The following is a 26981-nucleotide window of genomic DNA, read 5'->3' as shown; positions in this document are numbered from 1 at the left end:
GGCGGACATCGAGCTGTTCACCGGCGAGTTCTGGGGCGGCAAGAAGGCTTTGGAGCTCGGTCTCATCGACGGGATCTCGGATGTGCGTACGAAGATGCGTGAGGTCTTCGGCGAAAACGTCCGTTTCAAGCTCATGGCGCCGTCCACCTCTTGGTTACGCCGCAAGCGCAGCGTTTCTTCCGGCACCGGTGGCTTCGATTTCCGCTTGTGGCCGGAGGGGCTCACCGCGGATGTGCTGTCGACGATCGAGGCGCGCGCCCTGTGGTCGCGTTTCGGGCTGTAGGCGATGGCGCAGGTCCTCCTCATCGCCGCCGTGGGCGCCGGGTTTATCCTGGTGCGCCGCTGGTTGCGCCGGGAACAGGAGCGGGTTGCCGCCGACCTGCGCGCGGCCAAGGAGGCCATGGAGCGCCCGAACATGGAAGGCCAGGCCATCGACCATCCCGAGCAGCTGGAGCAGGACCCGGCGACCGGCGTCTACCGGCCGAAGGACCACGCTTAGCTTTAGCCTTTTGTTGCTTCTCCACAGACTAGGGCTTCCCTTGTCGCCCGCGAGCACCTAGCGTGCGCGCGAAAATCGCGGTGCAGAATCGAGCATGGCCAAAGTGAGAAAATCCCAAGGGCGGGCCCACGCGCCGTCTTTCCAGGACCTCATCCTCAAGCTTCAGCGCTTCTGGGCCGATCAGGGCTGCGTCATCCTCCAGCCCTACGACATGGAAGTGGGTGCGGCGACGTTCCACCCCGCCACGACCTTGCGCTCGCTGGGGCCGAAGCATTGGCGCGCGGCCTATGTTCAGCCCTCGCGCCGTCCCAAAGACGGCCGCTACGGCGAGAACCCGAACCGGCTCCAGCACTACTATCAGTTCCAGGTGATCCTGAAGCCCTCGCCGCCCGACATTCAGGATCTCTATCTGGAGAGCCTCTTTGCCATCGGCATCGATCCTGAGAATCACGACATTCGCTTCGTGGAGGACGACTGGGAAAGCCCGACGCTCGGCGCCTGGGGGCTCGGCTGGGAGGTGTGGTGCGATGGCATGGAGGTGTCGCAGTTCACCTATTTCCAGCAAGTGGGCGGGTTCGATTGCGATCCCGTGTCCGGCGAACTCACCTACGGCCTGGAGCGGCTCGCCATGTATGTGCAAGGCGTGGACAATGTCTACGATCTCAACTTCAACGGCGGGGAGGGGGCGAACAAGGTCAAATACGGCGACGTGTTCCTTCAGGCCGAGCAGGAATACTCCCGCTACAATTTCGAGCACGCCGGCACCGCCAAACTGTTCGAGCATTTCCGCGACGCCGAGGCGGAGTGCAAGGCATTGCTTGCCGCCGGTGAGAACGGCGATGAGCATCTGATGGTGCTGCCCGCATACGATCAGGCCATCAAGGCCTCGCATATTTTCAATCTGCTCGATGCGCGCGGCGTCATCTCCGTGACCGAGCGCCAGGCTTACATCTTGCGCGTACGCGATCTTACCAAGGCGTGCTGCGCCGCGTGGCTCAAGACCGAAGCGGGCGGGGCGTCATGACCGAGGCGAAGATCATGGAGCAAGCGCCGGTCCTCTTCGCGCGCGATCTGCCTAAGGCCATCGACTATTGGGCCGACAAGGTTGGGTTCCGCACGCTCGGCGTCTGGGGCGAGCCACCGGACTTTACGATCGCGGTGCGCGATCGTGCGCACGTCATGCTGACACAAGCGCCCAAGGTTCACGAGATCGTGCCGTTCTGGCGCATCAAGTACAAAATGTGGAACGCGTATTTCTGGGTCGATGATGCGCGCGCCATTTATAAAGAGCTGAAGGGCCACGGCGCGCAGATCGACTATCACCTGGGCGAAAAGCCTTACGGTGTCCTCGAATTTGGCATCCAGGATCTGGACGACCAAGACATTGGGTTCGGTCAGGACCTCGCACCCCAGAGCGGAGCCGCCAATGGCTGAACTCCTGCTCGAACTATTCTCCGAGGAAATTCCAGCGCGCATGCAGACCCGCGCGCGCGAAAATCTGGCGCGGCTGCTGGGCGATAAACTGAAGGCCGCTGGTCTCGACTTCGAGGAGATCAGGACCTTCGCCACGCCGCGCCGCCTGACCGCCGTGGTAGATGGTCTGCCGAAGCGCTCCCCCGACGTGAAAGATGAACGCAAAGGTCCGCGTGTCGGTGCGCCGGAGCAAGCGATCGCGGGATTCCTCAAGGCGGCGGGACTGAAGTCGATCGATCAAGCCGAAATCCGCGAGGACAAGAAGGGCAGCTTCTACGTCGCGCTGATCGAGAAGCCTGGGCGTGACGCGAGTGAAGTGATCGCCGAGATCGTCCCGGAAATCATCAAGACCTTCCCATGGCCGAAATCCATGCGCTGGGGCGCCGGGCGCTTGCGTTGGGTGCGGCCTTTGCATTCGGTGCTTTGCGTGCTCGGCGGCAAGGTTGTCGACTTCGAGATCGGCGGCATCGCAAGCGGCAATCGTACGCACGGCCATCGCTTCATGGCGCCCAAACCCTTTGCAGTGAAGAACTTCGAAGACTACGCCGCGAAGCTGCGCGACGCCTTCGTCATTCTCGAAACGGACGAGCGCGCCCATATCATTCTGAAAGACGCGCGCAAGCTCGCCGAGAAGCAAGGGCTGAGCCTGGTCGAGGACGAAGGCCTGCTGGCCGAGAATGCAGGCCTTAGCGAATGGCCCGTGCCGCTCATGGGCGAATTCGACGAGGATTTTTTGAATGTGCCGCCCGAGGTGCTGACCACCGCCATGAAGGCGCATCAGAAATGCTTCTCGCTCAAAAAAGGCGACAAGCTCGCCAACCGCTTTGTCTTGGTTGCCAACCTCAAAGCGGCCGATCGCGGCAAGGCCATCATTGCGGGCAATGAGCGCGTCATCGCCGCACGGCTTTCAGACGCCAAATTCTTCTTCGATCAGGACCGCAAAGTGCCGCTCGAGGAGCGAGCCCCCGCGTTGAAGGAGATCACTTTCCACGAGAAGCTCGGCACGCAATATGATCGCGTGGAGCGCATCTGGCACTTGGCGCGCGATCTGGCGCCGTTGGTGGGCGCCGATCCCGATCTCGCTGAGCGTGCGGGCTATCTCGCCAAGGCCGATCTCGTTAGCGAGATGGTCGGCGAGTTCCCGGAGCTGCAAGGCGTCATCGGCCAGTATTACGCACTGGAGCAGAAGGAGAGCCCGGCGGTCGCGAACGCCATAGCCACCCACTACAAGCCGGTCGGGCCTAATGACGAGGTGCCACGCGAGCCTGTCGGGATTGCCTTGGCTCTTGCCGACAAGTTCGACACGCTCGTAGGCTTCTGGGCCATCGACGAGAAGCCGACGGGATCGAAGGACCCATATGCGCTCCGACGCGCGGCGCTCGGCGTCATCCGCATCGTGTTGGAGAACGGTGTGCGTCTTCCCTTGTTGAAAGAGTTCCGCGCGCATCTTCCGGGCAACGAGTCGAAAAAGAATGATGTTGTGCGTAGTCTCCTCGACTTCTTTGCCGACCGTTTGAAAGTTTACTTGCGCGATCAAGGTGCACGGCACGATCTGGTGGACGCGGTGTTTGCGTTGGGCGGTGATGATCTCCTGATGATCGTGGCCCGCGTCTCCGCGCTCGGCCGTTTCCTTGAAACGGACGACGGCGAACATCTGCTCGCCGGTGCTAAGCGCGCGGCGAACATCTTACGCATCGAAGAGAAGAAAGACGGCAAGCGCCACGACCAAGCGCCCGACCCGGCTTTGCTCGAGCAGCCCGAGGAGAGGGCGCTTGCCGACGCCCTCGATGGTGTTGAGGCTGACACTGCGACCGCCATCGAGAACGAGGACTTCGAGGCCGCCATGCGCGCCATGGCGAAGCTTCGCGCGCCCGTCGATGCCTTTTTCGATAATGTCACCGTTAACGCCGACAATCCGAAGCTGCGCGAAAACCGGTTGCGCCTCCTGAACCGCATCCGCGCGGCAACACTGGAAGTCGCGGACTTCTCCAAGATCTCGGGGTGACCGGGTGGCAGCCGCCCCGGCCCACATCTTCGTCTATGGCACGCTTCGCGCGGACCACGATCATCACATGGCGCGGCGCCTTCTAGCCCAGGCGCGCCTCGTCGGCAGGGGCCGTGCACCCGGCCTGCTTTACGACTGTGGCTGGTATCCGGCGGCGCTGTTCGATAAATGCGAAAAGCAACAGGTCATTGGCGATGTCTTCGCGCTGGCGCCCGGGGCACGTCTCCTTGCCGAGCTCGACGCCTATGAGGCTGGCGATCCGAATTATGCGCGCGCACCGCTCGATGTGACGCTCGATAGCGGCGGCACGATCGTCGCCTGGGCCTATGGTGTGATAAAAGCACCCAACGCGAAGCTTATTCCGGGTGGCGATTTCATCGCACACTGGAACGCCAAAAACCCCCGTCCAACGCGGCGTTAGTGCCGCCTTTAAGCCTTCCGTCCACGCCGGTTTGTGCGAGATGCGCCAGACAGGCTACAAGTACGGGCGACGCGCGGAGGACCAGTGTCAACAATTACGGAAGTCAGAGAGAAAGGCGCAGCGCCCAAATGGGTGTTCACGTTCGGCGGCGGGCGTGCGGACGGCTCGGCAGCCGACAAGGCGCTGCTCGGCGGCAAGGGCGCACATCTTGCGGAGATGTCGCGCCTAGGTCTGCCCGTGCCGCCGGGCTTCACCATTTCGACGGATGTGTGCGCCGCCTATTACGAGCATGGCCGCAAATTGCCCGACGCCTTGAAGCCCATGGTGGACGAGGCGCTGACGGAAATCGGCGAGTTGGCGGGCGCGCATTTCGGCGACGTGGACAATCCTTTGCTGGTTTCGGTACGCTCCGGCGGCCGGGCTTCCATGCCAGGCATGATGGACACTGTCCTTAATCTCGGGCTGAACGATCAGACCGTGGAGGGGCTCGCGCGGGTCACGGAGGATCGCCGTTTCGCCTACGACACCTACCGCCGCTTCATTCAGATGTATGCCGACGTGGTGCTGGGCATCGACCACGGCCTGTTTGAGGAGATCCTCGAAAGCTACAAGAACTTGAAGGGCTTTGAGCTCGACCCCGAGCTTGGCGCCGATGACTGGGTGGAGATCGTCACCCGCTTCAAGGCTCTGGTCGAGACCGAGCTCGACGCGCCCTTCCCGCAAGACATGCGCGAGCAGTTATGGGGCGCCATCTCCGCGGTGTTCGGGTCCTGGCACAACGCGCGCGCCATTGCCTATCGCCGACTCCACGACATCCCGGACGAATGGGGCACGGCCGTCAACATCCAGACCATGGTGTTCGGCAATAAGGGCGACAACAGCGCGACCGGCGTTGTTTTTACGCGCAATCCGTCGACAGGCGAGAACGTGCTGTTCGGCGAATTTCTCCTTAACGCGCAAGGCGAGGACGTCGTGGCGGGCTTGCGCACGCCACAGCCCTTGACCAAGAAGGAGCGCGCGGCCTCCAGCAATGGCAAGCAGTCTCTTGAAGCGTTGTTTCCGGAAGCCTTCGCGGAGCTGAAAGCGTCATGCGAGAAGCTGGAGCGGCATTTCCGCGACCTGCAGGACATCGAGTTCACCGTGCAAGAAGGCGAACTCTTCATGCTGCAGACGCGCGCGGGTAAGCGTACGACGCAAGCCGGACTGAAGATTGCGGTCGACATGGCGCAAGAGGGGATCATCACCCGCGAAGAGGCCGTCCTGAGCCTCAATCCCGCGCAGCTTGATCAGCTGCTGCATCCGACTCTCGATCCGAACGCACAGATGACCGTGCTCGCCAAAGGCTTGCCCGCATCGCCTGGTGCCGCGACGGGCGAGATTGTGTTCGACGCCGACGAGGCGGTGCACATGAAGGCGCAAGGGCACACCGTGATCCTGGCGCGTATCGAAACCTCGCCGGAAGATGTGCAAGGCATGCATGCGGCCGCAGGGATCGTCACCACGCGCGGTGGCATGACGAGCCACGCGGCTGTCGTGGCCCGCGGCATGGGACGTCCTTGCATCGCCGGCGCTGCCGCGGTGCATATCGACCTAGAACGCGAAACGCTCGAAGCCGCGGGCGTCACGCTCCACAAAGCCGACGTCGTTACCATCGACGGCGCAACCGGTCAGCTTATTCAGGGCCGGGTGAGTATGCGCGAGCCGGAGCTGTCGGATGCCTTCGCGATCTTGATGGCGTGGGCCGATGGCTTCCGGCGCATGGACGTGCGCGCCAACGCGGACAACCCTGAAGATGCGAGCCAAGCCCGCGCGTTCGGGGCCGCAGGCATCGGGCTCTGCCGCACAGAGCATATGTTCTTCCAGGAGAACCGCATCGTCGCCATGCGGGAGATGATCCTCGCCGAGGACATCGAGACGCGCCGCAAGGCCCTGGCCGAGCTCCTGCCCGCCCAGCGCCAGGACTTCATCGCGCTGTTCGAGATTATGGCCGGCCGCGCCGTAACGATCCGCCTGCTCGATCCGCCGCTACACGAGTTCCTGCCGCATGGCGATGACGCCATTGCCGATGTTGCAAAAGCCATGGGCGTGGAGGTGGCGCACCTGAAGCGCCGCATCGCGGTGTTGAGCGAGTTCAACCCCATGCTTGGCCAGCGTGGCGCGCGGCTCCTCGTCCGCTATCCGGAGATCGTGGAGATGCAGGCGCGCGCCATCTTCGAGGCGGCCGTCGAGGCCGGCAAGGAACTGCATGACCGGGTGACGCCGGAAATCATGGTGCCGCTGGTCGCCGACAAGAAGGAGCTCGATCTCATCAAGGAACGCATCTTGGCGACCGCGCGTCTCGTGGAGAAGGAGCGTGAGACGAGCCTCGCCTACCACATCGGCACCATGATCGAACTGCCCCGTGCCTGCCTCACAGCCGGAGAGATCGCGCAAAGCGCGGACTTCTTCTCCTTCGGCACCAACGATCTGACCCAAACAACGTTTGGATTGAGCCGCGACGACGCCGGTCGGTTCCTAAGTGAGTACTCCGAGAAAGGTATCATTCACCACGATCCATTTATGAGTCTCGATAAATCCGTCGGTGAACTGATGAAAATCGCCGTTGAGCGGGGTCGAGAGGTCCGTCCCGAACTCAAAATCGGCGCTTGCGGCGAGCACGGTGGCGATCCGGAAAGCATTGGATTCTGTGAGGGAATTGGCCTCGACTACGTGTCGTGTTCACCCTACCGAGTGCCCATCGCGCGCCTCGCAGCGGCGCAAGCAACTCTGAAAATGCAGCGCTAACGGATAATTAGCCGTTCGCGTTCGTAATTGGCGACCGTTGCCGACAATCACAATTTGCCCTATATTATCGGGTAGCGTTTACGGCACGAGACGGGATTTGGCAGGTCTAGAACCGGTGGGGGGACGTCGAGCGGTTTCGCTGATTTCTCACCATTATGCCTGGTGTTGTGGGGACACCCTGGAATTGTGCGGGCCTAAAAGGACGCACGGCTAGGGTTAATTTCGGTGGGGCTTTCCGGACACGACCGGAGGTTCTCCCGTGGGGACCTGGAGGGAAAATGAGCCGACGCTCATCACGTCGGATGTGGTACGCCGTCGCTGCGTTCGTACCGCTCCCCCTCATTGGCGTGAGTATTGTTGTGGCGTTGAACGACGCGCCGGCCACGGTGGTCGAGCTCGAGTTGACGTCGATGGCTGACGCCACGGGTGCGATCCCCAATCAAGCTCGTAGTCGTTTCTCCAATGGCGGCAAAGGCCCGCGCGCGGATAATCACCGCGCCGCCCACGCCGTCACCACGGCCGGCAAGCAATTGATTACCGCGAGCCTAGGCGGCAGCCCGCGCTTTCTGAATCCCAAAGTGGCCGTGAGCCGTGAGGGCAAAGGCGATCGCTTGAACCCGACCAGCTCCGACGTCGCGCTCAAAGTTCCGGAGCGCCGCCGGCCAGAATCGTCGCTGTTCACGCACGCGAGCTACAACTCGCCCTTCAATGCGGATTTCGCGGTCGCTGCCTTCCGGCCGTCGCCGAAGGACATTGCCTACAGCCCAACGCCGAAGGCTTTGGACTTCCGCTACAAGGGTGAGACCGAAGCCGAGTTCCAGGCGCGTGAGAGCCGCTGCCTTGCCGTCGCGATTTACTTCGAGGCGCGCGGTGAGCCACAGCGCGGCCAGGTGGCCGTCGCCCAGGTCATTCTCAATCGTGTCCGCAGCCCGCTTTTCCCGGAGACCATTTGCGGCGTTGTCTATCAGGGGCAGAGGCGCAAAGGCTGCCAGTTCTCCTTCACCTGTGACGGGCACACCGACAACCCGCGCGACAACGCGCAATGGGAACTCGCGCAGCGCCTCTCCAAGGAGATCATGGCCGGCGAGCAATGGCTGCCCGAGGTTGGATACTCCACCTTCTATCACGCGAATTACGTCAGCCCGCGTTGGGCTCGCCGCATGAACAAGATCGACAGGATTGGGCGGCACATCTTCTACAAGAAGCGCAATGAAGAGCCGTATCTCGTCGAAGCGTCCGTCGAGCCGGAGGACGGCTCGGAGGCGGACGAGGACGCGGGCTACCTCTTGCCGACGCTGTCTCTTGCGACGGCCGTGAACACGATCGCCGGCTCTAGCCCGGCGGCGCCCAATCAAGCGATGAGTCTAGGCTACGGGCCGAGTGAGTAAGCGCGCCGACTGAGATCAGGTCGACACCCGTCGCTGCGATATCCGCAACCGTTTCCAAATTCACGCCACCTGACGCCTCGGTGATGACCTTGCCGTGCGCAATGCCGACGGCCTTTTTCAGCGTCGCGGGATCCATGTTGTCGAGCAGGACAGCATCGATGGGAAAGCGCAGCGCCTCTTTCAGCTGATCGAGCGTATCGACCTCCACCTCGACCTTGACCATGTGGCTCCCTTGCGCGCGAACGCGCTCAATCGCTGCTGCCAGTCCGCCCGCGGCGGCAATATGGTTGTCCTTCACCAGCACGGCGTCGTACAGCCCGAAGCGGTGATTGACCCCGCCGCCACAGCGCACGGCGTATTTTTCGAGGGCGCGCAAGCCCGGCGTCGTTTTGCGGGTGCAAGCAATGCGCGCGCCCGCGCCCTCCACCTTCGCCACATACGCCGCAGTCAGCGTGGCAATGCCGCTCAAATGGCAGAAATAGTTCAAGGCCGTGCGCTCGCCCGTCAGAAGCGCGCGCGTGCGTCCCTCGACTTTGGCAATGGTATCGCCCGCTTTGATCCGGTCGCCGTCCTCTACGATGCGCGTGAAGCGCGTCTCAGGATCGAGCGTCTTGAACGCCGCCTCCGCCAGATCAAGCCCGGCCACGACGCCGTCCTCGCGCGCGACGATCGCCGCGGCGCCTTTAGCGTCCGTTGGAATGATGGGGTCGGTGGTGACATCGCCGGCGAGCCCGAGATCCTCGGTAAGCGCGGTGCGAACCGCCTGGTCCACGAGCAGCTTTGGAAGCTCCAGCCGGGAAGCGCGTCGGTCCGTCATCCCTGCGACACGACGCGAAGATGTGGCCGGTTCGACAGGCCCGAGGCTTCACGCGAGATCTCATTGGCCTTCGTGAGCGTGAGGAAGCTGCGCTTCGCCAGTGCTGCGTCGGCGGCCGGATAGTCGCTGCGGAAATGCCCGCCGCGGCTCTCCTTGCGCAAGAACGCGGCCGTGGTTATCAATTTCGCCGTGGTCAGCATGTTGGCAAGCTGGGGATCTCCTGCGTGCGCCTGTTCCAGCTCCAAAATGGTCTGCAATGCTTTGGTCATGGAGCTTGCATCGCGGATCACGCCGACATTGTCCGACATAGTCTGACGCAGCGTCGATTCGACCTCTTCGTCGTGCGCTTGGCGGGACTCGCGCCTGGTTTCGGCCGTGACGCTTCTGGCGGGCGGCGGTGGCGCTGCGGCGATGTCCTGCGCAACCCGCGCGCCGAACACGACAGCTTCGAGCAGCGAGTTTGAAGCAAGGCGATTGGCGCCGTGGGCACCGGTCGAAGTCACCTCGCCACAGGCCCACAGGCCGTCGACTGTGCTGCGCCCGCGCGCGTCCGTGAGAATACCGCCCATGTGATAATGCGCCGCCGGCGCAACCGGCACCGGCTCGCGCGTCGGATCGATGTCAGCGGACTGGCAGGTCTTCAGAAGCATCGGAAACTGCTTGGCGAGACCGGACCCGATCGGCCGGCAATCGAGAAAGGCGCCGCGTCCGCCCATCGCCTCGCGATAAACGGCGCGCGCGACAACGTCGCGTGGGCCGAGTTCGGCATCCTCGTGGACGGCGCGCATGAAGCGCTCGCCTTTACCGTTGATGAGGACAGCGCCTTCACCACGCAGTGCCTCGGTGGCAAGCGGCGCGGGATCGCGGCCGATATTGATTGCCGTCGGGTGGAACTGCACGAACTCGGCATCGGAAATCACCGCACCCGCCCGCGCCGCGATGGCGACGCCTTCGCCGCGGGCTTCCTTAGGATTGGTGGTGATCGCATAGACCTGGCCTGCGCCGCCCGTGGCCAGCACCACGGCACGGGCCGGGAGGACAAGGCCGTCCTCTTCGGCGGCGTCCACCGGCGAGAGCGCGATGCCTTGAACGCGGCCATTGCGGACGATGAGGTCGCGCGCCGTGTAGCCTTCCAGAACGGTGATCGACGGGATCGCGCGCGCGGCTTCCGTGATCGCGCCCATGATTGCGCGGCCGGCCATGTCGCCTTTGACGTGAAGGATGCGGCGGCTACCATGCGCCGCCTCATGCCCCAACGCCAGCCGGCCCTCGAGGTCCTTGTCGAAGGGAACGCCGTAGCGCAGCAGGTCCTCGATGCGCTCGCGCGCTTCCTGCGCCATGAACAGCGCGGTGGTTTCGTCGACGATGCCAGCGCCCGCGCGTACCGTGTCAGCGGCGTGGTCCTCGGGTGTATCGCCCTCGGCCAATGCCGCGGCGATCCCGGCCTGGGCCCAAAGGCTCGATGCGCCTTCGCCGAAGCGCGCAGGGGAGATCACAGTGACCGGAAGCGGCGCGAGCTTCAGCGCGGTGAACAGCCCCGCTAGCCCTGCGCCGACAACCACGACACCGGTGCCCTGAGTTGGAACGTGCGGCTTGCCGGAGTTCATCGCCATTACAGGATCACGCCCTGGCTTAGTGGTTGAGATTGATCATCCGCTCGACCGCGGCCCGCGCCCGGTCGGCGACCGTAGGATCGATGGTGACCTCTTCTTTCATGAAGACGAGGCTGTCCAAGATCTTGGGCAGCGTGATGCGCTTCATGTGCGGACAAAGGTTACAGGGACGCACGAACTCGGTGTTCGGGGCCTCCACGGCGACGTTGTCGCTCATGGAACACTCGGTGACGAGCAGCACCTTGGAGGGCTGATTGTCCTCAACCCACTTGATCATGTTGGAGGTCGAGCCGGTGAAGTCCGCCTCGTCGATGACGTCAGGCGGGCATTCCGGATGCGCGATGATCTTCACGCCCGGATCGGCCTCGCGATAGGCGCGCAGTTCATCGGCGGTGAAGCGCTCATGCACCTCGCAATGGCCCTTCCAGGTGATGATCTCGACGTCCGTCTGAGTCTGCACCCATTTGGCGAGAAACTCGTCGGGGATCATGATCACGCGCTTGACGCCGAGCGACTCCACGACGCGAACCGCGTTCGAAGACGTACAGCAAATGTCGGACTCTGCCTTAACGTCGGCGGAGGTGTTGACGTAGGTCACCACCGGTACGCCGGGATAAGCTTCGCGCAGCGCACGCACATCGGCGCCGGTGATGGAATCCGCGAGCGAACAGCCCGCGCGCATATCCGGAATCAGAACCGTCTTGTCGGGGTTCAGCAGCTTCGAGGTCTCGGCCATGAAGTGAACACCGCATTGCACGATGACGTCCGCGTCTGCTTCGACCGCCTCGCGGGCGAGCTGGAGGGAGTCGCCGGACACGTCGGCAACGCAGTTGAAAATCTCAGGTGTCATGTAGTTGTGCGCCAGCACGACCGCATTACGGGCCTTCTTAAGATCGTTGATCGCTTTGATGTAGGGAGCAAAACCCGGCCACTCGATCGGCGGGATCACGCGTTTCACGCGCTCATAAAGATGTGCGGTCTCTGCCGCCACTTCGGGCGTATAGGCAAGATCTGGCAATAGGGTTGGCGGCAGTACCGCCTGAGCCCGTGCTTTCCATTCAGGGCTACCAGTTTGAACTGTTGCCATGAAATCCTGCCTCCCATCGCTATTAATACTCAATATGAGTATATATGGGGTCTAAAAAGGTCCGGCACAAGGCCGGCACGTCCCAATTCTCAAAAAGAGTATAGGCGATTGACGCACCGCATCAAGAGTGGGCCATCCGCTGTGGGGACAAGAGATCTGGCAGAAACCGGCGAAATTCAAGACTTTGCCCGGCCAAGAGGCAATTCTTGCTGGAAGGAGGTTTCTCCGGGGACTAACCTAGGTCCATAGTGGGGTTCTTGGGATGCGTAGGCGGTCTGTAGTCACGATCCTCGGTGCGGCGACCCTTTTGGGGCTCATCGCATTGTTGGCGGTTCAGCTTGCCACTGGCGAGCAACGCGAGGAGACCGCGGCCGCCGACATCGTCGTCGCGATTCCTGACAATCCAGCCAGCCTTGCAGCGACCGAGGTGCAGGACGCCGAAGTCGTTGCCGTACTGCCGGGTGCGGAGCCTCCGCAAGAGGACGCGGGCGAGGCTTCGGACGCCCCGCAAGACCTGCGCATCACCGATACGATCCGTCAGCTGCTCGACGATCCACTGCTGCACAAAGGCGCTCATGCGGACGATATAGCGGCGGTCAAGGCGTTCTACACCTCCCATAGCGGGCCTGCGCTGTGGCTGACCACGACGGGTATTTCGTCAAACGGGCAAGCTGTGCTGCGCGAGATGGGACGGGGTGGTGAGTGGGGCTTCGACCCAAGCATCTTCCAGGTGCCGCCTGCGGACTTTAAGCCCGCCTCGGCATCGGACCAGGCGGCCACCGAGATCGCGATCAGTCTCGCATCCCTGAAATATGCACGCGCGGCACGCGGCGGTCTCGCCGAGCCGAGCAAAGTCTTCGATCAGACGCCTTCGGTTCGCGATCCGGCAGCCGTCATGACAGCGATCGCCGCATCGCAATCGCCGGACGCCTATCTCACGGATCTGCACCCCAAGCATGAGCAGTTCGCAGCCTTGCGCCAAGCGCTCGCCAAAGCACAGTCGAAAGAAAACATCACGCGCATCGAAGCCAGCATGGAGCGCTGGCGCTGGATGCCGGAAGAGCTGGGCGCATCCTATGTGTGGCTCAACGTCCCGGAGTTCATGTTGCGCGTGGTCAAGGACGGTAAGACCGTGGCGTCGGAGAAGATCGCGGTCGGCAATACCAGAAATCCAACGCCGGTCTTGTCCGCTGACCTCAAGGAAATCGTCCTCAATCCGGAGCGCAAGGTCCCGCTATCGGTCATTCGCCGGGACGTCTTGCCCAAATTGCGCGAAAGCGGCGGGCTGTTCGGCGGCGGGGCTTCTGCGATCATCGAGCAGTACAAGTTGACCGTGAAGAACCGGGGCAGGGTGATCGACCCGGACAATATCGATTGGAACAAGGTCAACCTGTCCAAGCTAACCTTCGTTCAGGCGCCGGGCCGCACCAATGTCTTGGGCAAGGTCCAGTTCCTCTATCCGAACGATCGTGGCGTCTTTATGCATGACACCATCCGGCGCGGACAGTTGACGCGCGCCGTCCGGGCTGAAGGGTCTAAGGAGCCGCGCGTCGCGAACCCTGCGAAGCTCGCAGGCGTTCTGCTCGCCGAGGACAAGGGCTGGAGCCAGGCGAAGGTCAATCAACTGATCAAGAGCGGCAAGACGAGAAGGGTCAAGATCGACAAGCCCATCCCGGTCCACACGACCTACTTCACGGCTGTGGTCGACGATGAGGGCGAGGTTAAGACCTTTGACGATGTTTACAAGCTCGACAAACCGAGCAAGCCGGACGACGAAGCAGCCGCGTCGCCGCCTGTCGCAGGTTCGCCTCCCGCGCGAAAGCCTGTAAGGGCGGCCACCGCGCCTTAGCACCGAGGGCAGGGGCTATGCAGTCGCAGTTCACCGTCGGAATCAACTGCGAGGGGAAGGGCGACCGCGTCGTCGTCAATGCGGAGGACGCGTTGATCGCGGCGCTCAAGGTCAAGGCCGAACGGCCTGAAGCAACGATCACCTATGTGCGCCGTCTCAACCGCCGCGGCGATCAGCGTCACCCGCCGCACCGCCTTGCCGAGAAGTAAGGCCCCACGCCGGCTAGCTATCTTCTTCTAAAGCATGGCGCGCGGAACCGATCGCGCGCATGGCCATATAGAGGACGAAGCAACCCAGCAGTAGCCCGCCGGCGATGGCGGGCGCGCGCCAATCGCCGGTTGAGACGCGAACGACGATAAGGGCGAGGCACACCAAGGCGCCAAGCGCCGGAATGATGCGCGGAATCTCGAATCGGCCGGGCTCTTCCCCTTTTCTACCTTTCAAGACGAAGAGGGCGCCGTTCACGACGGTGAAGACGGAGAGCAGAAGCAACACAGTCGCGGAGGCGAGCTCGGCGATCGTGCCGGAGAGCGCCAGCGGCACGAGAATCAGAAACAGAAGGAAGATGGCGATATGCGGGGTGCGGCGGCCATTGTGCACTCGCCCAAGAATCTGCGGCAGCAGCCCTTGCCGTGCCATGCCGTAAAGAAGGCGCGAGGCTGTCACGAAATTGACGAGCCCCGTGTTCGCCACCGCGAATAAAGTGATGCCGGTAAAGAGAATGGGCGGGATGGCCGGTGCCGCGCGCGCCACCACCTCGGTGATCGGGCCGGGAGCTTGGCTCAGCTCCTGCCACGGCACCACCGACACCGCGGTGATGGCGACGGCGATATAAATGATCGCCGCTGCGACCATGGCCACAACCAGTCCCAGGGGAATTGTGCGCTGCGGCTCCCGGACTTCCTCGGCGACGTTGTACATGTCCTCAAAGCCGATAAAGGCGAAGAAAGCGAGGATCGCGCCTTGAATGACAATCAGCATCGCGTGGTCGTCGCCGTTTGTCGGAGGCGTCTCCAGATAGTTGACCGAGCCCCAATAGGACATGCCGACCAACACCACGAGAATGAGGCCTGACGCCTCGACGATGGTGCACAGAATGTTGACCCACATAGATTCGCGAATGCCGCGGAACACGATGCCGGACATGATCATCAAGAAGCCAAGTGCCAGCCCGGCCACGGGCATCCCATCAAGGCCGATCAGTTCAATAAAGTTGGCGGCGAAGACGCGGGACTGCGTGGCGATAGAGGTGAGGCCGGAGCAAACGAGCGCGAGGCCCACCATGAAGCTCAGCAGCGGAAAGCCATAGGCGCGTTGCGTCACATAGGCCGCGCCCGCCGCGCGCGGGTAGCGCGAGCCGAGCGATGCATAGGAAAGGGCGGTGAGAAGCGCGGCGATCAGTGCCACGATGAAGGCCAGCCAAACGGCATTGCCCACCTGGCCTGCTGCCTTGCCGATCAATCCATAGATGCCCGCGCCCAGCATGCCGCCGAGGCCGTAAAGGGCCATCTGCATTGGTCCGATCGACCGGTGAAGCGTCGGCTCGTCTTCCGAACCCGACGGCGCGCCGGTTTTGTCTTCCCTCATAACTCGCTGCAGTAGCACGCGAGGCAGCTCACGCCTATCCTCGCGGCGGCCTATCGGGACGAGTTTGCAGGGAATTCACAGTCAAGCGTGCGGGGGTTCGCTCAGCTCTTGAGCCGGTATCCGGTCTTGAACACCCACCACACGGCACCAAGACAGATGGCGAGGAACAGCCCGATCATCATGAGGCTGACCTCCACGCTGACATCTGAGGTGCTGTAGAAGCTCCAGCGGAAGCCGCTTACCAGATAGACGACCGGGTTGAACAGCGACACGGTCTGCCAGACCGGGGGCAGCACGTTGAGCGAGTAGAAGGTGCCGCCGAGGAAGGTGAGCGGGGTGATGATCAGCAGCGGTACTAGCTGAAGCTGCTCGAAGCCCTCGGCCCAGATCCCGATCACGAAGCCAAGCAGGCTGAAGGTGACCGCCGTCAGCAGCAAGAACACGACCATCCAGACCGGATGATCGATCCGCAAGGGCACGAACAAGGTCGCCGTCGCCAGAATGATCAGCCCGAGAATTATCGACTTGGTGGCGGCCGCGCCCACATAGCCTGTGACAATCTCGAATGGCGACAGGGGCGCAGAGAGCGGCTCGTAGATCGTCCCGCTGAAGCGCGGGAAATAGATGCCGAAGGACGCGTTCGCCACGCTCTGGGTGAGCAGGTTCAGCATGATGAGGCCGGGCACGATAAACGCGCCGTACGGAACCCCGTCGATCTCGGCAATGCGCGAACCGATCGCGGCGCCGAACACCACAAAATAGAGTGCCGTGGCGATAACCGGTGCCACCAAGCTTTGCAGCAAGGTACGGCCCCAGCGCGCCATTTCGAATTTGTAGATCGCAGCGATCGCCGGGAGGTTCATGGCTCGCGCCTCACCAGGCCCACGAAGATATCCTCCAGCGAGCTTTGCGTCGTGTCGAGGTCTTTGAAGCGAATGCCGGCTTGCGCCAAATCTGTGAGCAGGTGCGTGATGCCGGTCCGCGTTCCTTGGCTGTCATAGGTGTAGATCAGTTCGCTGCCTTCGTTGGCAAGCGTCAGGTCGTGGCTCTCAAGTGCAGGCGGGATCGCGTCGATGGCTTCGTGCAGTTCCAAGGTGAGCTGCTTCTTGCCGAGCTTGTGCATCAGCTCGCGCTTGTCTTCCACCAGGATCAGTTCGCCGTTATTGATGACGCCGATCCGGTCGGCCATGTCTTCGGCTTCTTGGATGTAGTGCGTTGTGAGAATGATGGTCACGCCGGAATCGCGCAAATCGCGAATGACCTGCCACATCTCCTTACGCAGCTCCACGTCGACGCCCGCGGTCGGCTCGTCGAGAAACAGGACTGAAGGCTCGTGCGACAAGGCCTTGGCGATCAGCACGCGGCGTTTCATGCCGCCCGACAAGGTGATGAGCTTTGAGTCCTTCTTGTCCCAGAGCGCGAGATCCTTGAGGACCTTTTCGATGTGCGCCGGGTTCGGCCATTTGCCGAACAGGCCCCGGCTGAACGACACGGTACCCCAGACCGTCTCGAACATGTCGATAGTGAGCTCTTGCGGTACCAGGCCGATCATGGCGCGCGCCGCCCGGTAGTCGGTGACGTTATCGTGCCCGCCGACCGTCACCGAGCCTGAACTCGGTGTTACGATGCCGCAAATGATACTGATGAGTGTGGTCTTGCCTGCGCCGTTGGGCCCGAGCAGCGCGAAGATCTCACCTTTGTCGATGTCGAGGCTGACACCCTTGAGCGCCTCGAAACCCGACTTGTAGGTCTTCGACAGGTCTTTAAGGGAGATGATGGGCGGCATGAGACCAAACAGGGCAGGGCGGTGGGGGCGAAGACGCCTTCCATCGGCGGTGAGTGAGGCAACAATGGGGTCGGTCAGTCCGAGGCGGCTTCTAGTTTAAAGTGATCGACTACACTTGGCTGAATCACTTTTGCATGAAGTGACAGCAGGACGAGTTGTGCGTCGAGATTCGTGCCGTGGGCCAAGGCCGCGTCGATCCTCCGCTCGACGGCTTCCGTCAGCTTCTCACCGTTCGCTCCGGCAAAACCATTTGCGCCGATCATGCAATAGGCGATGATTTCGGCCGCGGCACGGGAGGCGTCCGGGCTGGGCTCGCCGCCACCGTTCTCATCCATCAGGCTCCGCACCGCTGTGAGCTTCACGGCCTCAGGAACCAGTTTGGGATGAAGGTCCACGGCGCGCAGATCCGCGTCGAAGACGCGCAAGGCAGGCGACCGGCCGAACAGCCCGAAAAAGCCTAAAGAGAGCGCGGGCCTCATGGGGCGGCGGGCGTTATCCGCAGCACCTTGCCGTCGCCCTCGTCGGTGAGCGCGTAGACGGAGCCGTCCGGCCCTTGCGCCACGTCGCGGATGCGGGCGTCCAAGGGGATTCTCTCCTCCTCCTTTGCCGTCTCGCCGTCGAGGCTGAGCCGCACGAGCCCTTGCGATGACAGACCGCTGATCAGGAGATTCCCTTTCCAGCCAGGGATAGGGTTCGCGGTCCAGCCCGGGACAGGCTCGCCCGTGTAGAACGCGGTGCCGGATGGCGAGATCACGGGCGTCCACTGGTGCAGCGGGGCCGTGAACTCCGGACGCGTCGGCGGATCGGCAATCTTCTCACCGCTATACTGATCGCCCCAGCTCACGTCGGGCCACCCATAGTTGACCCCGGGCGCGGCGATATTCAGTTCGTCACCGCCGCGTGGTCCGAATTCCGTTTGCCAAAGCTTGCCGGTCCCTGGATGAAACGCGGCGCCTTGGACGTTCCGGTGGCCGTAGGACCAGATCTCGGGCTGCGCATCGTTCTGGCCGATGAAGGGGTTGTCCTCGGGCACGGAGCCGTCTGGGTTGATCCGGACGATCGTCCCGATGTGGTTTGAAAGATCTTGGACAAGATCGTCGTTGCCGCGGTCGCCAAGGGTCACGAAGAGCGTGCCGTCCGGCGCAAACTCAAGCCGTCCGCCGAAATGCCTGCCGCCGGTGACTTTTGGCATCTGGCGGAAGATGACCTTCACATCCTCAAGACCGCTATCGGTGAGGCGCCCACGGGCCAGGGCGGTCCCGGCGCCGTCATCGCCGGCTTCCGCGTAAGTGAGATAGACGAGACCGTTCTCCGCGAAGCCCGGGTCGAGCGCCACGTCCAGAAGGCCGCCTTGGCCCTTGGCCACGACTTCCGGCACGCCCGCGAGCGGTTCCGACAGGGTCCCGTCTGGCGACAGGAGCCGCAAATCGCCGGCCCGCTCTGTCACCAGCAGGCGTCCATCGGGCAGGAAGGTCATGCCCCAGGGATGATCGAGCCCGCTGGCCAGCGTCTCGACCTTGATCTTGCCGGTCTCGGTCTCGATGGTCCGATTCTCGGCGACGCAGGCCGCAGGAAGCAGCGATAGCGATACGACCGCCGTGGCTAAGCCAAGCGCGCCCAATCGCCCAAACGCGTGAAAGACCTGAGAGAACCGCCCGACCATAACCATTCCATGTCGTTCCTTCGCTCTTGGTCTTCAAGGCCCGTTAGGTGCGGGTAGCTTTCACGCGCAAGCCCGGTGCCGGGCGCTCCAAGATCACTTCCCGGCGGAACCTGTAGAGCCGGGCCGGGCGCCCGCCGGTCTGCGTGGAGACATTGCCGGTGGGCTCAACCAGTCCGCCCCTCTCCACCAGCCGCCGGAAGTTCTGCTTATGCAGCAAGCTCCCAGAGATGGCCTCGACGGTCTTCTGCAGATCGTAAAGCGTGAACTCGGCCGGCAGCAACTCAAAGACCACGGGACGGTATTTCAGCTTGCCGCGCACGCGCCCCATGGCGGTAGCGAGAATGCGCCGGTGATCGAGCGCCATGGGCCGCCCGATCTCGGGCAGGTCTGCCCATTGATTGGCCGCCGAGCGGCCGTCGCGCTTGGCCTCCTCGACAAGGCCGGCCTCGTAGAGAAGCTCGTAGCGCTCCAGCACCTTCTCCTCGTCCCAGCCGCCGCCAATGCCAAAGCCGATCTTCAAACGCTCGGGACGCCGTAACGGCCGCGCGGGTGCGTTCGGTGGCGGCGGGCGCTCCGCCCACTCTTTGAGGTGCGGTTCAATTTCCTCCGTCAGGATCTCCGGTTTCCCGGCCCGCCAGTCCTCCCAAGGAAAGTAGGTGTACCAAGGCGACCAATGTGCGCCCATCTTCTCTTCGCCGGCGTCGCGCGTCAGTGCGAGATAGCCGACCGAGAGTGTGTGCGCGCCGCCGGGCTCTGCGTGCCGCCCGCGGTCGCCGAACGTATAGAGCTGCTCCGCGTAGCCGAGCTCGATGCCTGTTTGCCGCTTCACCCATTCGCGCAAGCCGATCTCGAGCGTGCGATGCGCGCGCGGCGCGAACGGCCCGAAGGGCAGCGCATCGCCCGTGCCGGGTCCCGCCGCGCCCGGACGCGCCACGAGGATGTGCGGCTGCTGATTGCGGACCATGACGATGGCCGCGTTCAGGCCGAGTTCGATGTGAGGGTCGCTGATGGAGGCGTCCGCGGCGGTTACGTCACTGCCCCGGGGGTTGGCCATGGCTTATGCGGCGTGCCGCGCGGGAAGCGAAAACACTTTTCCTTCCTCGGCGAGTTGGCCGCGGCCGATATGCTCGACCGCCGCGTTCATGCGGCCGCTGCGCTCAAGCACGGCGTCTGCAAGAGCCACGAGACGGCGGTTGGGATAAGCGGTGGGCGAAGCGCGGCGCAGCGCCCGGGCAAGCGCATGCTCGTCCGTCTCAGGGTTCAGCGCACATAGAGATATAAAGGCACCCGCCGTCGAGCGGCTGATGCCGGCCCAGCAATGGATCAGGAGAGGCGCGCGTTGGTCCCAGTCGCGGGCGAACTGGATGAGCTCGGCCACATGGGTCTCCGTTGGCACCACCAGCCCGTCTTGCGGCGCGCTGATGTCGTTCATGGCGAGCCTCAAATGCTGCTTCCTGCCGATGGTGGGGGGCGTGTCGATGAGGGTCTCGCCGTTGATGAGCGTCACCAGATGGCTGATCTGGGCGTCCACGACCGTGGTCTCGACCAGGCTCAGCGGCGAAACGAAGATGGTATCCGGCGTCATGGCCGGCACCTTAGTTCGATCTTTCTCAGAAATCAGCGTGTCCATTTGAACCTATCGAATCGCATGCAAGTCCCCACAGCCTTCATCTGGCAAGCTCATGATACCGTTTCAAGAACCTTGCCTGCCCTTCTGCCGCGGGAAGTGGGCTTAACTGGGTCAGCCAGGTCACAAGTTTGGGACTGAGGCCCTTCGGCGCCCCAAAGAACCGCCTGGCCTCGTCGAGGGAGAACCCGGCAAGGCCGGTGGCTTCGAAATAGGCGGCGGCTTTGTCGGCGCGCTTGATGAGCTTGGTGGTGGCGTCGGGAAGCGCCGGCGGTAGGCCGAAGCGCACATGGATGGCACCGAGCAGCCTTGCTTCAAATGCGTGGTAGTCCAGGGACAGCGCCGCCTTGAACGGGCTGATCAAGTCGCCAATCACATATTCGGGGGCGTCATGGAGCAGGGCCGCGAGCCGGTACTCCCGTGAGAGCGATCCATCGATGTCTCCGGCGATCTCCTCCACGAGCAGGCTGTGCTCCGCCACGGAGAATGTGTAGTCGCCGGACGTTTGTCCGTTCCAGCGTGCCACTCGCGCCAAGCCATGCGCAATGTCCTCGATCTCAATGTCGAGCGGAGAGGGATCGAGCAGGTCGAGCCGGCGTCCGCTCAGCATGCGTTGCCAAGCACGTGGCGCAGTCTTCCCGGACACGTTGTTCATCTGCTTTCAGTACTCATCATGACTCGCCGAGACACTGAGCGAGTTCGCGCAAATGAGTCAAATGGCGTCATTGAGAAAAACGGTAGACGATCTGCGTCCTGAATGTCATTCATAACCGGCTCATTGGAGAGAGTGACAAGTGAAATAGAGAGTTGGGAGGCCATCATGGCGAAACTGCCCAGGTTTTCGCTCAGCTACAACAATAAGAATAGAAAGTGGGAGCTGAAGCGCGAGGGATCCGGTGAAGTGGTTAGGCGGTTCAAGACCAAAGCCGCCGCGATCAAGGGGGGCGTGCTGGAAAGAGCCGTCAAGAAGTTAGGCTCGGTTCGCATTCGCAAGCGCGACGGCAAGATTCAAGAAGAGCGCACCTATCCACGCAGCATGGACCCACGCGGCCGCGGCTGACATCACTTAAAGCGCGGTGCACGCCGCGTGGCGGTGACAGGTCGTCAGGTGATCATTCACCATCCCCGTGGCCTGCATGAAGGCATAGACGATCGTCGGCCCGCAGAACTTAAAGCCCCGAGACTTAAGCTCCTTGGAGATGGCGCGTGACAGCGCCGTCTCCGCGGGCACTTGGTCCATGGCTTCGTAGCGGTTGACGATCGGCTTGCCGTCGACGAAGTCCCACAAGAAGGCCGAGAAGCCCGGGCCCGTCTCCATCATCTCAAGCCACACGCGCGCCGACGCAATCGTCCCCTCGATCTTCATGCGGTTGCGCACGATGCTCGCGTCCTGCATCAGGGTCTCGACCTTCTTGGCGTTGTAGCGCGCGATCTTCTCGGGCGCGAAGTCGTCGAAGGCACGGCGGAAGGCCTCGCGCTTGCGCAAGATGGTGATCCAAGCGAGTCCGGCCTGAAAGCCGTCGAGGATGAGCTTTTCGTAGAGCGCGCGGTCGTCGCGTTCAGGCACGCCCCATTCCTCGTCGTGGTAAGCCACGTAGAGCGGGTCTGTGCCCGGCCACGGGCAGTTCTTTTGCGCCGCGTCCGTCATGCGGGTACGTCGAACTGCGCGAATGCAGGTTTGTGCAGCGTAATTGCAGTTTCGCCCGCCGTAAGCTTCGTGCCTTTGGCCGATGCGTCGGCCGCGCGGTCGAGGCGAAGCAGCGCCAGTCCAAACTGCCCATCCACCGAACCGATCCTGCCAATCGGCAAGTCGCCGGCGCGCACCTCGGTGCCCGACTCAAGAGGCGCATCGCCCTCCACGGGGACCACGCGCTTGCGGGTCGTGCCACGATGTTGCATGCGCGATACGACCTCCTGGCCAACAAAGCAGCCCTTCTCGAAATCGACCCCGTTCAGCTGATCGAACAGGGCCTCATGCGGGAAGCTATCGCCAAGTGCGAAGTCGCGTCCGCCCTCCGGTACGCCGAGCCGGATGCGGTGCGCGTGGTAGGCTCCTGCGCCGCTCTCATCGCACCCGCCAATCGTACTTCCCTTCGGCAATAAAATGCGTGTGCCGAGCGCCGCAAGGCGTGGGTCGGCGAAGGAGGTCGCGCCCTCTGGCAAATCGGCCGTGCCGTCCCAGACAGCAGCAACCTGAAGGTCCGGCACCTCCGCGATTTCGACCGCAGCTCGCAAGCGATAGAAGCCCAGCCGCGTCGACAACTCAGGAAGCGTGTCCTTTGCCGCCTCGATGAGAAAGCCGCCGTCGTCCGCCACCACGAAAAAGTCGAACAGAATCTTGCCTTGCGGGGTCAATAGGGCCGCATGGACGGCTCCGCCGTCCTCTGTCTTGTCGAGGTCGCTGGTGATGATCCCTTGCAGGAACTTGGCCGCGTCCGCGCCAGTCACGCGCAAAGCCCCGCGATCCAAAAGAAGCGCTGCTTGGCAATGGCTCATGGAGCGCCCTTCTGTTCCGAAAATGCGGGAATCGTGTGAGCATAGGCGCTGACTCTTAGAAAGACCGGACCGCACCCATGGCCGAGACGTTCGACATTGTGTTCAAGGGCGGAACCGTCGTCAATCAGGACGGCGAGGGGCTAGCCGATATTGGCGTTCGCGACGGCAAGATTCGCGCGATCGGCGATATCGGGGAAGGGCTTGCCGGCGAGACCATCGACGCACGCGGTCTGCATATTCTTCCAGGGGTGATCGATAGCCAGGTTCATTTCCGCGAGCCCGGCATGGAGCACAAGGAGGATCTGGAGACCGGCAGCCGCTCGGCGGTGCTCGGCGGCGTGACGGCGGTGTTCGAGATGCCCAACACCAAGCCGCCCACCACGAGCGCGGAAGCCCTGGAGGCGAAAGTCGACGCGGCGACGGACCGCATGCATTGCGACTTCGCCTTTTTTATCGGCGCCACCCGCGAGAACATCGACGAGCTCGCCGAGCTCGAGCGTCTGCCCGGCGCCGCCGGCGTCAAAGTTTTCGCCGGCTCGTCCACCGGCGATTTGCTCGTGGACGACGAGGAGAGCCTTGCCCGCATGTTCGCCACGATCCGGCGGCGCGCGTCGTTCCACTCCGAGTGCGAGTCGCGGCTGAAAGAGCGCGTCTCGGTGCAGCGCGAAGGCGATCCCGCAAGTCACACTGAATGGCGCGATCCGATTGCGGCGATCGCCTCCACCGAACGCCTGTTGCGGCTCGCCACGGACGCCGGCAAACGCATCCATATCCTGCATATCTCGACGGGCGCGGAGATGGAGCTCCTGTCGCTCCACAAGGACGTGGCCAGCGTTGAGGTCACGCCGCAACATCTCACCCTGGCAACGCCTGATGCCTATGAGAGGCTGGGCACGCGCGCGCAAATGAACCCACCGCTGCGCGATCAGGCCAATCAGGACATCTTGTGGTGGGGATTGCAGCAGGGCGTCGTCGACGTTCTTGGGTCGGACCACGCGCCGCACACGCTGGATGAAAAAGCCGGCAGCTATCCGGCGACACCGTCCGGCATGCCGGGCGTACAAACGCTCGTGCCCGTCATGCTCGATCACGTGAATGCCGGGCGTTTGAGCCTTGCGCGCTTTGTCGATCTGACCAGCGCCGGTCCGCAGCGCCTGTTCGGGATCGCCGGCAAGGGCCGCATCGCCGCCGGTTACGATGCGGATTTGACCGTCGTCGATCTCAAGGCGGAGCGCGTCATCGAAAACGCCTGGATCGGCAGCAAATCCGGCTGGACGCCCTTCGCCGGCCGTTCCGTGAAGGGCTGGCCCATCGGCACGATCGTTCGGGGACGGCTTGCCATGTGGGACGGCGAGCTTGGACAGGCCGGCGGCGCGGCGGTCCGTTTCGGCGAAGCGTTGCCAAAAGTCTCTAGCGTATAAAGTAGTGCCACACGCCCGCTGGCGAGATGCCGAGCCGGTAGTAATCGTATTTGCCGCTTTTCAATATGGCCGCCGCGTCCTTGGGCGGCACGACGCGGTAGAACTCCACTTGTTGTGGCGGCGTGAGTTTGCCGATGTCGGTCTCGGCGAAGTAAGGCCAGACATACATCGCGTCGTGTCCCTTCCCCGTCAGAACGCCGCCGGCGGCGATGATGTTGAGCATGGCGGCGAGAACGTCGCGGCCCGAGCCGTTGGCCGATTGCTCTTTCCAGTATTGGATCGGATCGCTCACATGGGCCGCGGCCACCATGGGCTTCAGCTCGTTCGCTTCGAGCGCGTTACGCATCGCCTCGAGACTTCCGGTCTGCGCCGCGGAAACGATTTTGCCCAGCATGCGCTGTACTGGGTCCGGCAGCGTGCCGGGGTCGTAGATCACGTGCGGCGAATCGGCGCTTCGGGCGACGCCGCCTTCAGCCAGGTCCGGCAGCCGTTCGCTAACTTGCGCAATCCGTGCATTCTGCGGGGTTTGTGACACTCCAGCCCCGCCGCCGTCCGGAGCGTAGACAAGGGCGGCGCCTCCCGCTACCAATGCGGCGAGTCCAATAACGGCCACGTTTTTCCAGCGATTCATGCTCCACTCCATGAGTGCTCACGCAATCTCGCAGATCGGCGAACAAGAGCAAGCCCGGGGTCTCCGTGAGCGAAAACCAGACGGGCGCGTTCGTATCCGCACCCGTTCGATAACCGGCGAGTAGGCAGGAAACTTTGGAGTCAGGCGCGCAAATCGTGCTGTCCGGCATTCAGCTCGTGCTTGCTGGGCTGGGGATCGGCCTGCTGATGGCCGCGCCCCTCGGTCCCGTCAACGTACTCGTGATCCAGCGGGCGGTTTCGCGGGGATTTTGGGGCGGCCTTGCCGCCGGCCTTGGCGCGGTCCTCGGCGATGGCGTGCTGGCCGCGATCGGTGCCTTCAGTATCGCTGCGATCTCAGACGTGATCGTTGCCTATAGCGATACGGTTCAGCTTGTCGGCGGTCTGCTGCTGCTCGGATTTGGGCTGGCGCTGTTGCTGTGCCGCCCGGTGCTCTTGACGCCCGTCGACGAGCGCTCGCATCTTTTCGAACATGCCGGCATCATCCCGCAGACCTTTCTGCTCACGGTCACCAATCCTGGTGCCGTTCTCGGCATGGCCGCGATGATCGGCGGCCTTGGCTCCCTCATCGGGGGGCTGAACACAAACCTGGAGGCGTTGATCCTCGTCGCCGCGGTGATGGGCGGCAGCCTTCTGTGGTGGCTGGGCTTGTCCGAGTTGATCGCCACCATCCGGCACAAGCTGACCGAGGGTCGGCTGAACGTCATCAACCGCGTCGCTGGCTTCATCCTGTTCGCCTTCGGCGTGGCACTCCTGATCGAGGTGGCGTTGCGCTACTTCCGCTAGCGCCGGACGTTATTGCGCGGTGCGCTGCAGCGTGAACTCGCCGTGGTGGATGCGGCGCGACAAGCCGGACGTCATGCTGGCCACGGCATGCTCGCCATAGACGTCGACGAGATCGGCAAGGGCCGCGTAAAGCGCCGCGTTGGCGAGCATCTCCGGCTCGATCCCGTCGTGGAGGGCTTCTTCCCACGCGTCCAGGATGTAGCGCAGCGCAGCCTGGCTTGGCGCCTCGGCCGTATCCGTTTCAAATGGTTGCTTAGCCGTCCGCAATTTGTGCCCCTTTCGGCAGGGATGAGTGTGGTGTCACAATTACACCCCTCATCCGGCACCCGTGAGACAGAGTGAACTGACGGTTAAATTTTACGCTTAATTGGGACGGGCCTAATTGGCGCGGGCCGACGGAGGCGGCGCGGCTGGTGGCGCAGGTGCATCCGGCTCCGGGGGCGCGGCTTCGGGCTCCGCCTCCGGTGGCGCGATATCCTGGACCTGGGCCTGGGGCCCGCTGGCGAAGATGGAGGTCTGCGCCAGACTGGCGGCGATCTGCGCGCCTTCCGTGGAAAAGCGCTTGGTGGCCAGCGTCGCCGACTGGGTACAGGTGCGGTAGGTGCGCCGGTAGCCGCGATAGCCGTCGTTGAAGCTCTTGACGAGCTTGGCGCGGCGCACGGCGGTGGTCCCCTCGTTCTTGAGGATTTCCTTCATCTGATCGCGCCACAGCTGCCCTTCGTCGGCGCCGCAAAGCTCGCGCAGATAGTGGACGGCGCCGAGGATCTCGGTGAGCCGCGTCAGCTTGTTGTCGTAAGGCCGGTCGTCCGGCGGCGGCGGCGCCAAGCTCTCGCGCTGCTTGATGGGCGGCAGATCGTCGCCCGGCGGCCGGGCCCGGCGGGTAGACCTCGGTTTGACCTTCTTTTTCGGCTGGCCGAAGAACCAGCCGAACTGTGCCTCGGCCGGCGGGGCATAGCTGACCGTTCCCGTGGCCACCCAAAAGACCGCGAAGGCAAGCAGCAGAAGGCGCTTTGAGAGCCGTCCCATAAGGC

Annotated in this window: 28 protein-coding genes and 1 pseudogene; 13 read left to right on the top strand and 16 right to left on the bottom strand. The window is 63.1% G+C overall.

Features of this window, described 5'->3' with window-relative positions:
* From ABY454_RS06120 to ABY454_RS06085, 8 genes and pseudogenes are all read left to right on the top strand, one after another.
* Positions 1 to 283 (top strand): annotated as a pseudogene (locus tag ABY454_RS06120) (S49 family peptidase); the annotation flags it as partial.
* A 3-nt stretch (positions 284 to 286) separates the two neighbouring features.
* Positions 287 to 499 (top strand): hypothetical protein, encoded by a 213-nt coding sequence (locus ABY454_RS06115; protein ID WP_372929298.1) that lies wholly within the window; start codon positions 287 to 289, stop codon positions 497 to 499.
* A 94-nt stretch (positions 500 to 593) separates the two neighbouring features.
* Positions 594 to 1523, top strand: coding sequence for a glycine--tRNA ligase subunit alpha (locus ABY454_RS06110; RefSeq protein ID WP_372929297.1), 930 nt, complete (start codon positions 594 to 596; stop codon positions 1521 to 1523).
* A complete protein-coding gene (locus ABY454_RS06105; RefSeq protein ID WP_372929296.1) occupies positions 1520 to 1933 on the top strand; it encodes a VOC family protein in 414 nt (137 codons plus the stop codon). The genes ABY454_RS06110 and ABY454_RS06105 overlap by 4 nt, the downstream gene beginning before the upstream one ends.
* Complete coding sequence (gene glyS / locus ABY454_RS06100) at positions 1926 to 3977, top strand: glycine--tRNA ligase subunit beta (protein ID WP_372929295.1); 2052 nt, start codon at positions 1926 to 1928, stop codon at positions 3975 to 3977. The genes ABY454_RS06105 and glyS overlap by 8 nt, the downstream gene beginning before the upstream one ends.
* Before the next feature lie 4 nt (positions 3978 to 3981).
* Positions 3982 to 4398: a gamma-glutamylcyclotransferase gene (locus ABY454_RS06095; RefSeq protein WP_372929294.1), complete on the top strand. Its 417-nt coding sequence runs from the start codon at positions 3982 to 3984 to the stop codon at positions 4396 to 4398.
* 93 nt (positions 4399 to 4491) lie between these two features.
* Positions 4492 to 7182: a pyruvate, phosphate dikinase gene (gene ppdK / locus ABY454_RS06090; RefSeq protein ID WP_372929302.1), complete on the top strand. Its 2691-nt coding sequence runs from the start codon at positions 4492 to 4494 to the stop codon at positions 7180 to 7182.
* Between the two features lie 302 nt (positions 7183 to 7484).
* The gene (locus ABY454_RS06085) at positions 7485 to 8570 is read left to right on the top strand and encodes a cell wall hydrolase (RefSeq protein ID WP_372929293.1); all 1086 of its coding nucleotides are present in this window, start codon (positions 7485 to 7487) and stop codon (positions 8568 to 8570) included.
* On the opposite strand, the gene nadC is transcribed toward ABY454_RS06085, so the two are convergent.
* From nadC to nadA, 3 genes are read right to left on the bottom strand one after another with little or no spacing between them, the layout of a single operon-like run.
* Positions 8515 to 9387: a carboxylating nicotinate-nucleotide diphosphorylase gene (gene nadC / locus ABY454_RS06080; protein ID WP_372929292.1), complete on the bottom strand. Its 873-nt coding sequence runs from the start codon at positions 9385 to 9387 to the stop codon at positions 8515 to 8517. The genes ABY454_RS06085 and nadC overlap by 56 nt on opposite strands.
* A complete protein-coding gene (locus ABY454_RS06075; protein WP_372929301.1) occupies positions 9384 to 10994 on the bottom strand; it encodes an L-aspartate oxidase in 1611 nt (536 codons plus the stop codon). Before ABY454_RS06075 ends, nadC begins: the two co-directional genes overlap by 4 nt.
* Positions 10995 to 11019: 25 nt before the next feature.
* The gene (gene nadA, locus ABY454_RS06070) at positions 11020 to 12087 is read right to left on the bottom strand and encodes a quinolinate synthase NadA (RefSeq protein WP_372929291.1); all 1068 of its coding nucleotides are present in this window, start codon (positions 12085 to 12087) and stop codon (positions 11020 to 11022) included.
* 262 nt (positions 12088 to 12349) lie between these two features.
* On the opposite strand from nadA, the gene ABY454_RS06065 reads away from it, so the two are divergent.
* Both ABY454_RS06065 and ABY454_RS06060 read left to right on the top strand, forming a co-directional pair.
* The gene (locus ABY454_RS06065) at positions 12350 to 13936 is read left to right on the top strand and encodes a L,D-transpeptidase family protein (protein ID WP_372929290.1); all 1587 of its coding nucleotides are present in this window, start codon (positions 12350 to 12352) and stop codon (positions 13934 to 13936) included.
* A gap of 17 nt (positions 13937 to 13953) precedes the next feature.
* A complete protein-coding gene (locus ABY454_RS06060; protein WP_372929289.1) occupies positions 13954 to 14145 on the top strand; it encodes a hypothetical protein in 192 nt (63 codons plus the stop codon).
* 13 nt (positions 14146 to 14158) lie between these two features.
* Here ABY454_RS06060 and ABY454_RS06055 read toward each other — a convergent pair whose 3' ends face one another.
* The 8 genes from ABY454_RS06055 to ABY454_RS06020 all read right to left on the bottom strand — a co-directional run bounded on the left by ABY454_RS06055 (position 14159) and on the right by ABY454_RS06020 (position 21254).
* The gene (locus ABY454_RS06055; protein WP_372929288.1) at positions 14159 to 15523 is read right to left on the bottom strand and encodes an APC family permease; all 1365 of its coding nucleotides are present in this window, start codon (positions 15521 to 15523) and stop codon (positions 14159 to 14161) included.
* A gap of 101 nt (positions 15524 to 15624) precedes the next feature.
* A complete protein-coding gene (locus ABY454_RS06050; RefSeq protein WP_372929287.1) occupies positions 15625 to 16386 on the bottom strand; it encodes an ABC transporter permease in 762 nt (253 codons plus the stop codon).
* On the bottom strand, positions 16383 to 17309 hold the full coding sequence (locus ABY454_RS06045) for an ABC transporter ATP-binding protein (RefSeq protein ID WP_372929286.1): 927 nt from the start codon (positions 17307 to 17309) through the stop codon (positions 16383 to 16385). The genes ABY454_RS06050 and ABY454_RS06045 overlap by 4 nt, the downstream gene beginning before the upstream one ends.
* A 74-nt stretch (positions 17310 to 17383) precedes the next feature.
* Positions 17384 to 17734, bottom strand: a complete 351-nt coding sequence (locus ABY454_RS06040) for a hypothetical protein (protein WP_372929285.1) — start codon at positions 17732 to 17734, stop codon at positions 17384 to 17386.
* A 50-nt stretch (positions 17735 to 17784) separates the two neighbouring features.
* Positions 17785 to 18972, bottom strand: coding sequence for a PQQ-dependent sugar dehydrogenase (locus ABY454_RS06035; RefSeq protein WP_372929300.1), 1188 nt, complete (start codon positions 18970 to 18972; stop codon positions 17785 to 17787).
* A gap of 43 nt (positions 18973 to 19015) precedes the next feature.
* Positions 19016 to 20026, bottom strand: coding sequence for an NAD regulator (locus tag ABY454_RS06030; RefSeq protein ID WP_372929284.1), 1011 nt, complete (start codon positions 20024 to 20026; stop codon positions 19016 to 19018).
* Between the two features lie 3 nt (positions 20027 to 20029).
* Positions 20030 to 20557: a tyrosine phosphatase family protein gene (locus tag ABY454_RS06025; protein WP_372929283.1), complete on the bottom strand. Its 528-nt coding sequence runs from the start codon at positions 20555 to 20557 to the stop codon at positions 20030 to 20032.
* An 82-nt stretch (positions 20558 to 20639) separates the two neighbouring features.
* A complete protein-coding gene (locus ABY454_RS06020; protein WP_372929282.1) occupies positions 20640 to 21254 on the bottom strand; it encodes an HD domain-containing protein in 615 nt (204 codons plus the stop codon).
* A 165-nt stretch (positions 21255 to 21419) separates the two neighbouring features.
* Here ABY454_RS06020 and ABY454_RS06015 point away from each other — a divergent pair, with 165 nt between their 5' ends.
* Complete coding sequence (locus tag ABY454_RS06015) at positions 21420 to 21659, top strand: DUF2188 domain-containing protein (protein WP_372929281.1); 240 nt, start codon at positions 21420 to 21422, stop codon at positions 21657 to 21659.
* Between the two features lie 6 nt (positions 21660 to 21665).
* Here the strand turns inward: ABY454_RS06015 and ABY454_RS06010 are convergent, their stop codons facing one another.
* The gene (locus tag ABY454_RS06010) at positions 21666 to 22247 is read right to left on the bottom strand and encodes a DNA-3-methyladenine glycosylase I (protein WP_372929280.1); all 582 of its coding nucleotides are present in this window, start codon (positions 22245 to 22247) and stop codon (positions 21666 to 21668) included.
* Complete coding sequence (locus tag ABY454_RS06005; RefSeq protein ID WP_372929279.1) at positions 22244 to 23095, bottom strand: folate-binding protein YgfZ; 852 nt, start codon at positions 23093 to 23095, stop codon at positions 22244 to 22246. Before ABY454_RS06005 ends, ABY454_RS06010 begins: the two co-directional genes overlap by 4 nt.
* Positions 23096 to 23172: 77 nt before the next feature.
* Between ABY454_RS06005 and ABY454_RS06000 the strand changes: the two genes are divergently transcribed.
* Complete coding sequence (locus ABY454_RS06000) at positions 23173 to 24516, top strand: dihydroorotase (RefSeq protein WP_372929278.1); 1344 nt, start codon at positions 23173 to 23175, stop codon at positions 24514 to 24516.
* On the opposite strand, the gene ABY454_RS05995 is transcribed toward ABY454_RS06000, so the two are convergent.
* Complete coding sequence (locus tag ABY454_RS05995; RefSeq protein WP_372929277.1) at positions 24506 to 25147, bottom strand: hypothetical protein; 642 nt, start codon at positions 25145 to 25147, stop codon at positions 24506 to 24508. The genes ABY454_RS06000 and ABY454_RS05995 overlap by 11 nt on opposite strands.
* Before the next feature lie 155 nt (positions 25148 to 25302).
* Here ABY454_RS05995 and ABY454_RS05990 point away from each other — a divergent pair, with 155 nt between their 5' ends.
* On the top strand, positions 25303 to 25950 hold the full coding sequence (locus ABY454_RS05990) for a LysE family translocator (RefSeq protein WP_372929276.1): 648 nt from the start codon (positions 25303 to 25305) through the stop codon (positions 25948 to 25950).
* Between the two features lie 9 nt (positions 25951 to 25959).
* Here the strand turns inward: ABY454_RS05990 and ABY454_RS05985 are convergent, their stop codons facing one another.
* Entirely contained in the window at positions 25960 to 26217 is a 258-nt protein-coding gene (locus ABY454_RS05985) for a hypothetical protein (protein WP_372929275.1), read from the bottom strand.
* Positions 26218 to 26328: 111 nt separating this feature from the next.
* Entirely contained in the window at positions 26329 to 26976 is a 648-nt protein-coding gene (locus ABY454_RS05980; RefSeq protein WP_372929274.1) for a TIGR02301 family protein, read from the bottom strand.
* Between the last annotated feature and the right edge of the window lie 5 nt (positions 26977 to 26981).

The organism is Methyloceanibacter sp., from assembly GCF_041573655.1.
Classification (GTDB): Bacteria; Pseudomonadota; Alphaproteobacteria; order Rhizobiales; family Methyloligellaceae; genus Methyloceanibacter.
The sequence above is the reverse complement of the archived record's forward strand: the minus strand, read 5'-3'. Positions and strand labels throughout refer to the sequence as shown.

Excerpts from the sequence above, each read along its gene's own strand:
- ABY454_RS06115 (WP_372929298.1), top strand. The coding sequence starts at position 287 with ATGGCGCAGGTCCTCCTCATCGCCGCCGTGGGCGCCGGGTTTATCCTG.
- ABY454_RS06110 (WP_372929297.1), top strand. The coding sequence starts at position 594 with ATGGCCAAAGTGAGAAAATCCCAAGGGCGGGCCCACGCGCCGTCTTTC.
- ABY454_RS06105 (WP_372929296.1), top strand. The coding sequence starts at position 1,520 with ATGACCGAGGCGAAGATCATGGAGCAAGCGCCGGTCCTCTTCGCGCGC.
- glyS (WP_372929295.1), top strand. The coding sequence starts at position 1,926 with ATGGCTGAACTCCTGCTCGAACTATTCTCCGAGGAAATTCCAGCGCGC.
- ABY454_RS06085 (WP_372929293.1), top strand. The coding sequence starts at position 7,485 with ATGTGGTACGCCGTCGCTGCGTTCGTACCGCTCCCCCTCATTGGCGTG.
- nadC (WP_372929292.1), bottom strand. The coding sequence starts at position 9,387 with ATGACGGACCGACGCGCTTCCCGGCTGGAGCTTCCAAAGCTGCTCGTG.
- ABY454_RS06075 (WP_372929301.1), bottom strand. The coding sequence starts at position 10,994 with ATGAACTCCGGCAAGCCGCACGTTCCAACTCAGGGCACCGGTGTCGTG.
- nadA (WP_372929291.1), bottom strand. The coding sequence starts at position 12,087 with ATGGCAACAGTTCAAACTGGTAGCCCTGAATGGAAAGCACGGGCTCAG.
- ABY454_RS06065 (WP_372929290.1), top strand. The coding sequence starts at position 12,350 with ATGCGTAGGCGGTCTGTAGTCACGATCCTCGGTGCGGCGACCCTTTTG.
- ABY454_RS06060 (WP_372929289.1), top strand. The coding sequence starts at position 13,954 with ATGCAGTCGCAGTTCACCGTCGGAATCAACTGCGAGGGGAAGGGCGAC.
- ABY454_RS06055 (WP_372929288.1), bottom strand. The coding sequence starts at position 15,523 with ATGAGGGAAGACAAAACCGGCGCGCCGTCGGGTTCGGAAGACGAGCCG.
- ABY454_RS06050 (WP_372929287.1), bottom strand. The coding sequence starts at position 16,386 with ATGAACCTCCCGGCGATCGCTGCGATCTACAAATTCGAAATGGCGCGC.
- ABY454_RS06045 (WP_372929286.1), bottom strand. The coding sequence starts at position 17,309 with ATGCCGCCCATCATCTCCCTTAAAGACCTGTCGAAGACCTACAAGTCG.
- ABY454_RS06035 (WP_372929300.1), bottom strand. The coding sequence starts at position 18,972 with ATGGTCGGGCGGTTCTCTCAGGTCTTTCACGCGTTTGGGCGATTGGGC.
- ABY454_RS06030 (WP_372929284.1), bottom strand. The coding sequence starts at position 20,026 with ATGGCCAACCCCCGGGGCAGTGACGTAACCGCCGCGGACGCCTCCATC.
- ABY454_RS06025 (WP_372929283.1), bottom strand. The coding sequence starts at position 20,557 with ATGACGCCGGATACCATCTTCGTTTCGCCGCTGAGCCTGGTCGAGACC.
- ABY454_RS06020 (WP_372929282.1), bottom strand. The coding sequence starts at position 21,254 with ATGAACAACGTGTCCGGGAAGACTGCGCCACGTGCTTGGCAACGCATG.
- ABY454_RS06015 (WP_372929281.1), top strand. The coding sequence starts at position 21,420 with ATGGCGAAACTGCCCAGGTTTTCGCTCAGCTACAACAATAAGAATAGA.
- ABY454_RS06010 (WP_372929280.1), bottom strand. The coding sequence starts at position 22,247 with ATGACGGACGCGGCGCAAAAGAACTGCCCGTGGCCGGGCACAGACCCG.
- ABY454_RS06005 (WP_372929279.1), bottom strand. The coding sequence starts at position 23,095 with ATGAGCCATTGCCAAGCAGCGCTTCTTTTGGATCGCGGGGCTTTGCGC.
- ABY454_RS06000 (WP_372929278.1), top strand. The coding sequence starts at position 23,173 with ATGGCCGAGACGTTCGACATTGTGTTCAAGGGCGGAACCGTCGTCAAT.
- ABY454_RS05995 (WP_372929277.1), bottom strand. The coding sequence starts at position 25,147 with ATGAATCGCTGGAAAAACGTGGCCGTTATTGGACTCGCCGCATTGGTA.
- ABY454_RS05980 (WP_372929274.1), bottom strand. The coding sequence starts at position 26,976 with ATGGGACGGCTCTCAAAGCGCCTTCTGCTGCTTGCCTTCGCGGTCTTT.